Annotated in this window: 1 protein-coding gene (cut by a window edge); it reads right to left on the reverse strand. The window is 70.7% G+C overall.

The annotated features are described in order from the left end of the window. Positions 1-7966, reverse strand: partial view of a non-ribosomal peptide synthase/polyketide synthase gene (locus ACM26Y_RS17420; RefSeq protein WP_416061458.1) — the beginning only. Its footprint begins 21584 nt before the window's first position; the window shows 7966 of its 29550 coding nt (coding positions 1-7966); it begins with the start codon at positions 7964-7966; the stop codon falls past the left edge of the window. Between the last annotated feature and the right edge of the window lie 99 nt (positions 7967-8065).

The following is an 8065-nucleotide window of genomic DNA, read 5'->3' on the forward strand; positions in this document are numbered from 1 at the left end:
TCTCGCCGAGTTCGATGCGCAGACCCCGCAGCTTGACCTGGAAGTCCGTGCGGCCCAGGTACTCGAGCTCCCCGGCCTCGGTCCACGTCACCAGATCACCGGTGCGGTACAACCGCTCCCCCGCCGCCCCGAACGGATTCGCCACGAACCGATCCGAGGTCAGATCCGGCCGGCCCACGTAGCCGCGCGCAAGCTGCACACCCGCCAGATACAACTCACCCGGCACCCCCACCGGCACCGGATGCAGCCGCCCGTCGAGCACGAACACACCCGTGTTCCACACCGGCGCACCGATCGGCACCGACACCACATCCGCGTCGGTCACCTCGTGGAACGTCACATCCACCGCGGCCTCGGTCGGCCCGTACAGGTTGTGCACAGCCACACCCGGGACCAGCGTCCGCATGCGCGCCGCGACGGCACCCGGCAGCGCCTCACCCGAGGCGAAGACGTAGCGGAGCGAAGGCAGGTCGGCCACGGTCGGTTCGGCGACGAACACGGCGAGCATGGAGGGCACAAAGTGGACCACCGAAACGGACTGCTCGGCCATCAGCGCGGCGAGGTAGGCGGGGTCGCGGTGCCCGTCCGGGGCCGCGACCACCAACCGCGCCCCCACCTGCAACGGCCAGAAGAACTCCCACACCGACACATCGAACGTGAACGGCGTCTTCTGCAACACCACATCGCCGGCCGACAACCCGTACCGACCCTGCATCCACACCAGACGATTGACGATCGCCGCATGCGAGACCGCCACACCCTTCGGCCGCCCCGTCGACCCCGACGTGAAAATCACATACGCCGTGTTCGACCCCCGCACCGGCGCACGCCGCTCCCCATCGGTCACCGGCGCATCCGACAACCCCGACACATCCAACTCGTCGAGCACCACCGTGCGGACAGACCCCTGCCCCGGCACCACGAACCCGTCCCGCCCCGTGGTCAACACCACCACCGGCGCCGCCACCTCCAGGATGTACCCGTTGCGCTCGGCCGGCTGATCCGGATCGACCGGCACATACCCGCCCCCGGCCTCCACCACCGCATACATCCCCACCAGCAGATCCACCGACCGGCGCATCGCCAACCCCACCAGCGACTCCGGCCCCACCCCCACCGACACCAGATACCGCGCCAACCGCCGCACCCGCCCGGCGAACTCCCCGTAACTGAGCGACACCCCGTCGAACGTCACCGCCGGCGCCTGCGGCGACCGCCGCACCTGCTCCGCGAACAACTCCCCCAACGTCGCCGCCGGCACCGCACGCCCCGTGTCGTTCCACACCTCGAGCACCCGCGACCGCTCCACCGGCTCGAGGATCTCCAGATCCCCCACCGCCACCGACGGATCGGCCACCACCGCCTCGAGCACCCGCACGAACCGCGCCGCGAACCCCGCCACCGTCGACGCATCGAACAGATCCGTCGCATAGGTGATCCCGACGGCGTACTCGGCGGAATCGGCTGTCTCGGCGGTCGTTTCGGCGAGGGAGAACTGCAGGTCGAACCGTGCGGTCGCGGCGTCGAAGTCGAGGCCCGAGACCGTCAGGCCCGGAAGCTCGAGGGCTCCCATCGCCTGGTTCTGGAAGGACAGCATGACCTGGAACAGCGGATGCCGCGCCGTCGACCGGGCAGGATTGAGCACCTCCACCAGCCGCTCGAACGGCACGTCCGCGTGCGCGAACGCGTCGAGGTCCGTGCCGCGTACCCGCGCGAGCAGGTCCTCGAAGGACTCCCCGCCCTCGACCCGGGTCCGCAGCACCAGGGTGTTGACGAACATCCCGACGAGGTCGTCGAGTTCCTGCTCGCCGCGACCGGCCACCGGGGTGCCGACGGCGATGTCGTCGGTCCCCGACAACCGCGCCAGCAGCACCGACAGTGCCGCGTGCACCACCATGAACGGGGTGACGTTGCGCTCACGTGCGACCCGCCCGATTGCGGCATGGAGGTCCGGCCCGAGCGAGAACTCGTGCACCGCACCCGCGTTGGAGGCAGACGCCGGCCGGGGACGGTCCGACGGCAGGTCGAGCTGGTCGGGCAGCCCGGCGAGCGCGCCGCTCCAGTACGCCTCCTGACTCGCGATCACCGAACCCGGGTCGTCCTCCGAGCCGAGTATCTCCCGCTGCCACAACGCGTAGTCGGCGTACTGCACCGGCAGTGGCTCCCACTCCGGTTCGCCACCGGTGGCCCGTGCCGAGTACGCCACCACCACGTCACGGGTGAGCGGCCCCATGGAGAAGCCGTCGGCCGCGATGTGGTGCACGACGAGGACGAGAACATGCTCAGTTGCGGACACCTCGAACAGCCGCGCCCGGAACGGCACCTGCGTCGACACGTCGAACCCCGCCGAGGCCATCGTCAGGACCTCGGCGAGCAGCTCGTCCTCCGAAGCCGGGATCGGCGACAGATCCGGAATCACCCGCGAGGTCGGCAACACCTGCTGGTACGCCACACCGTCCGCGTCCGGATATACCGTCCGCAGGGATTCGTGCCGCGCGAGCACATCGGCGACCGCCACCTGCAGTGCGTGCCGATCCAGCAACCCGGACAACCGGATGGCCAGCGGAATGTTGTTCACCGCGGAGTCCGGTTCGAATCGGTTCAGGAACCACATGCGGCGCTGCGCCAAGGAGAGCGGAACCCGCTCGGGTCGCGGGCGCGCCACCAACGGCACCCGGGTGCCGGCGGAGTCGGCCTGCTCGAGGCGGGCGGCGAGGGGAGCGACCGCCGAGGCCTCGAACAGTGTCCGCACCGGAACCGCCGTGCCGAGCGCCGCGGCGAGCCGGGAGATCACCTGCGTGGCGACGAGCGAGTTGCCACCCAGTTCGAAGAAGTCGTCGTCCAGACCGACCCGTTCCACGCCGAGGACGTCGGCGAAGACCCGGGCGACGATCTCCTCGACCGGGGTGGTCGGTGCCCGGAAGACCCGGGTTTCCTGCTCCGGTTCCGGCAATGCACGCCGGTCGAGCTTGCCGCCGGGCGTCAGCGGGATCGAGTCCAGGACCACGACCGCGTGCGGCACCATGTAGCTCGTCAGGAACTGGGCCACGGAGTCCTTCACGGCGGCGCCGTCGAGTTCGATGCCCGGCTCGGGAACGACGTAGCCGACGAGCTGCTCACCCCGCTGCCCGTCCCGGCGCACCGTCGCGACCGCCTGGGCGACGCCGGCGCACCGCGCGAGCGCCGCTTCGATCTCACCGAGTTCGATCCGGAAACCGCGGATCTTCACCTGGTCGTCGGCCCGGCCGACGTACTCGACCACCCCGGCCGTCTCGTCCCCGGGAGAACCGGACCACCGCACCACGTCACCGGTTCGGTACATCCGGCTGCCGTCGGTGGCGTACGGATCGGCCACGAACCGCTCGGCCGTCAGCCCGGCCCGGCCCAGATACCCGCGAGCCACCTGGATTCCCGCCAGGTACAGCTCGCCCGGGACACCGACGGGCACCGGCTGCAGCCGGTCGTCGAGAACGAGCACCCGCATTCCGCGGACGGGGCCGCCCATCACCACCGGTTCGCCGGGTAGCAGGGCGTCACTGATGTTCGATGCCACCGTCGACTCGGTGGGACCGTAGGCGTTGAAGAACGCGCGGCGCGACCCGTCGGGCAGGATCGTCGCCCAGCGTGCCACCAGGCCCGGAGAGCACGCCTCGCCACCCGTGATCACCACGCGGATGCAGTCGAGGCCCGCGGGATCCACCGACCCGAGGGCCGCGGGGGTCACGAAGGCGTGGGTGACCGCCTCCGCGGCCAGCAGGCCGGCGAGCTCGGCGCCGCCGTACACCGAGGTCGGCGCGACGACCATCGTCGCGCCCGCACCGCACGCCAGCAGCAGTTCGAGCACCGAGGCGTCGAAGCTCGGCGACGCGAAGTGCAACGTGTGGGAGTCGGCGGTGACCGCGTACCGCTCCACCTGTTCGGCGCAGAAGTTCACCACACCGGCATGTGCGACCACGACGCCCTTCGGCGTGCCCGTCGTGCCGGAGGTGTAGATGACGTACGCCGGGTGGGCCGGGCGCAGGGAGCGCACGCGTTCGGCGTCGGCCAGCGGTCCCGCCGGCAGTCCCGCGCCGGCCTCGACCGCTTCCTCGAGTACGAGCCACGGAACGGAATCCGGTAGCGTACCGGCGGTTTCGGCTGTGGCGAGCCCGAGCACCGCGCCGGAATCGGAGAGCATGTAGGCGATCCGCTCGGTCGGGTACGTCGGGTCCACGGGGACGAACGCGGCACCGGCCTTGACCACCGCCCACAACGCCGTGACCGACTCGACCGACCGGGGCACCGCCACGGCCACGCGGTCTTCCGGTCCCACACCACGGGAGATCAGGATCCGGGCCAGACGCGACGACGTCGCGTCCAGATCCCCGTACGACACCGACCGGCCGTCGAACCGCAGGGCCACGGCAGCCGGGTCGCGACGCGCGGCGAGGGCGAGGATGTCGGCGAGGGTGCCGCCGGGCTCGGCGGCGGCACCGTGCACGGACGTCAGTGCCTGTCGCTCCGGTACCGAGAGGAGGTCCATGTCGCCGACGGCCCGTGCCGGGTCGGTGGCGACGGTCTCGAGCATCCGGAGCAACCGGCGCACGAAGGTCGCGACGGTCGGCTCGTCGAACAGGTCGGCGGCGTAGAGGAGGTCGCAGGCGAGACCACCGGGTTCGCCGTTCCCGTCCACGGTTTCGACGAAGATGAACGACAGGTCGTACTGGGACTGTCGGCGGTTCGCGGTCACGGGACTGATCGCGAGCTCACCCAGTTCGAGGCTGGTCTGCTCGAGGTTCTGGAAGGCGAGCATCACCTGGAACAGCGGGTGATGGGACTGCGACCGGACCGGATCGAGTACCTCGACGAGCCGTTCGAACGGGACGTCCGCGTGCCCGAATGCGGCGAGGTCGGACTCGCGCACGCGCGCCAGCAACCGGGTGAAGGGCTCACCCGTCTCGACCTCGGTGCGCAGCACCAGGGTGTTGACGAACATGCCGATCAGGTCGTCGAGTTCCTGCTCACCGCGGCCGGCGATCGGAGTGCCGATGGTGACGTCCGCCGAACCCGACAGGCGGCTGAGGACCGCCGCCAGGGCGGCGTGCACCACCATGAACGGTGTCGTCCGGGTCTCGTGCGCCAGCCGGACGAGACCCCGGTGCACCGATTCGTCGACGGTGAAGGCGTGCACGGCGGCACGGTTGCCGGCGACCGCCGGTCGCGGCCGAGCGGTCGGCAGGTCCAGTCGCTCGGGTACGCCGTCGAGACGACGTGTCCAGTACTCGATCTGCTGGGCGACGACCGACTGCGGGTCGTCCTCCGAGCCGAGGGCCTGCCGCTGCCAGATGGCGTAGTCGGCGTACTGGACGGTCAACGGCTCCCACGCGGGTGCCTCGTGCCGGGTCCGGGCGTCGTAGGCGACCATGACGTCCCGCGTGAGCGGACCCATCGAGAATCCGTCCGCGGCGATGTGGTGCACCACGAGCACCAGCACGTGCTCGGTGTCGGACACCTGCAGCAGACGGACGCGAACGGGCACCTCGGTCGTGACGTCGAAACCGGCCGAGACGATCTCCGCGACCGTCGGCACGATCTCGGGCTCGCTCACCGTCGACGGCGTGAGCGTCGGCTTCACCTCCGAGGCGGGCAGCACCTGCTGGTAGCCGACCCCCTCCGTCTCGGGGTAGACGGTGCGCAGCACCTCGTGCCGGGCCACCACGTCCGCCACGGCCGCGCCGAGCGCGTCGACGTCGAGCGTCCCCGACAGCCTCAGGACGACCGTGATGTTGTTGACCGCCGACCCGGGGTCGAGGCGGTTGAGGAACCACATCCGCCGCTGCGCCAGCGACAACGGAACCTGCTCCGGCCGCACCTGCGGCACCAGCGGGGGCCGGTGGGAGTCGCCGGCCGCCATCGCCGCGTCGACGAGTGTGGCGAGCTGCGCGGCGGTAGGGGCGTCGAAGAACTCCCGTACGTCGATGCGGACCTTGTGATCGGCGTTGATCCGGGCCACCACGCGCGTGGCGCTCAGCGAATTGCCGCCCAGGGCGAAGAAGTCGTCGTCGACGCCGAGCCGCTCGACACCGAGCACACTCTCGAACGCGGCGACGACCGTTTCCTCGGTGGGGGTGCTCGGTGCGCGGTATTCGGTTGCCAGAACGCTGAAGTCGGGCTCGGGCAGCGCTCCGCGGTCGAGCTTGCCCGACGCGTTGAGGGGAAATTCCGTCATTTCCACGAACAGCGACGGCACCATGTAGTCGGGCAACCGCCGGCGCACGGCCGCAGCCAGCTCGGTGCGGTCGATCGGTTCACCGTCGGTGACGAGGTAGCCGACGAGGTGGTCGCCGAGCGTCTCGTCGGAGTGCACGACGACGACCGCCTGCCGGACCCCGGGGTGGTCGAGCAGGGCGGATTCGATCTCGCCGAGTTCGATGCGCAGGCCGCGCAGCTTGACCTGGAAGTCGGTGCGCCCGACGTACTCGATCAGCCCGTCGGTGTTCCACTTGACCAGGTCACCGGTGCGGTACATGCGGTCGCCCGGCGCACCGAACGGATCGGCGACGAAGCGGTCCGCCGTCAGGTCGGGCCGGCGCAGGTAGCCCCGCGCGAGCTGGATGCCCGCGAGGTACAGCTCTCCCTCGACTCCCTGCGGAACGGGCCGCAAACCCTCGTCGAGCACGTAGAGATCGGTGTCGGCCACCGCCGCACCGATGGGGACGACGGTGTCGTCACCGTGGGTCTCGTAGTAGGTGACGTCGACCGCGGCCTCGGTCGGGCCGTACAGGTTGTGCAACCCGGCCGTGGAGATCGCGTGGAACCGGGCGACGGTCTGCGCGGGCAGCGCCTCACCCGAGGCGAAGACGTACCGCAGCGAGGTGACGGCCGCGGCGGTCGGCTCGGCGAGGTAGACCGCGAGCATGGAAGGGACGAAGTGGGCGACGGTGACCCGGCGCTCGATCATGGTCTGCGCCAGGTAGGCGGGGTCGCGGTGACCGTCGGGCAGCGCAATCGACAGTCGCGCCCCCACCTGCAGCGGCCAGAAGAACTCCCACACCGACACGTCGAACGTGAAAGGGGTCTTCTGCAGCACGACGTCGTCGCCGCGCAGCCCGTACTCGGCCTGTCGCCAGGCGATGTTCGCGACGATGGCCCGGTGCTCGACCGCGACGCCCTTCGGGCGGCCGGTGGAGCCCGAGGTGAAGATGACGTACGCGAGACTGTCGGCGGTCAGGGCGCCGAGCCGTTCGTCGTCGCGCACCGGGTCCGCGGGCACGGCCGCGAGGTCGAGGGTGTCGACGAGGACCACGGGTACCGAGGCCGGCAGGTCCACCTCGTCGCGGGCGGTGGTGACCACGGCGACCGGTTCGGCGATGTCGAGGACGTAGGCGATGCGGTCCGCGGGGTGGTCCGGATCCAGCGGCACGTAGGCGCCGCCGGCCTTGACGACTGCGTACATGCCGACGAGCAGGTCGAAGGATCGTCGTATCGACAGGCCGACACGGGTGTCCGGGCCCACGCCGAGCCCGATCAGGTGCCGCGCGAGCCGGTTGACGCGGGCGTCGAACTCCGCGTAGGTCAGGGTCTCGCCGTCGAACTCGAGGGCGACGGCGTCCGGGGTCGCCTCGACCTGCGCGTCGAAGCGGCCCACGAGGGTGTCGAGGTCGGGTCCGGCGGGCGCCACGGCGGCGTCACCGAGGACGGAGGCGGCATCGGTCAGGAGGCCGTCGAGCACGGTGGGCAGACCACCGTCGGCGAGGAGCTCGGGCGCGAGGTTGGACAGCACGACCGGGACCAGCGCCTCGATCCCGAGCACTCCCCCCATCGCGGCGTCGAGGGTGGCGATCTCCTGCTGGAGCCGGCTGTAGGTCAGCTGCGTGTCACCGTGGGCGAGGGCGACGCGGTCGGGCTCGCGGTCCACGACTCCGGCCAGCAACCGGGGCAGGTCTGCGATCGTCAGCGCCTGCTTGCCCGACGTGCCTTCAGCCATCTACTTCATCCTCCGATACCTCTGCGTGTCGCGCACTGTCTTGCGCGCTCCGTCCGACCCTGTGGGCACCCGGGTACCCACGGGGTCGGACGACAGTCG

This window comes from Rhodococcus indonesiensis, assembly GCF_047782815.1.
Classification (GTDB): Bacteria; Actinomycetota; Actinomycetes; order Mycobacteriales; family Mycobacteriaceae; genus Rhodococcus; species Rhodococcus indonesiensis.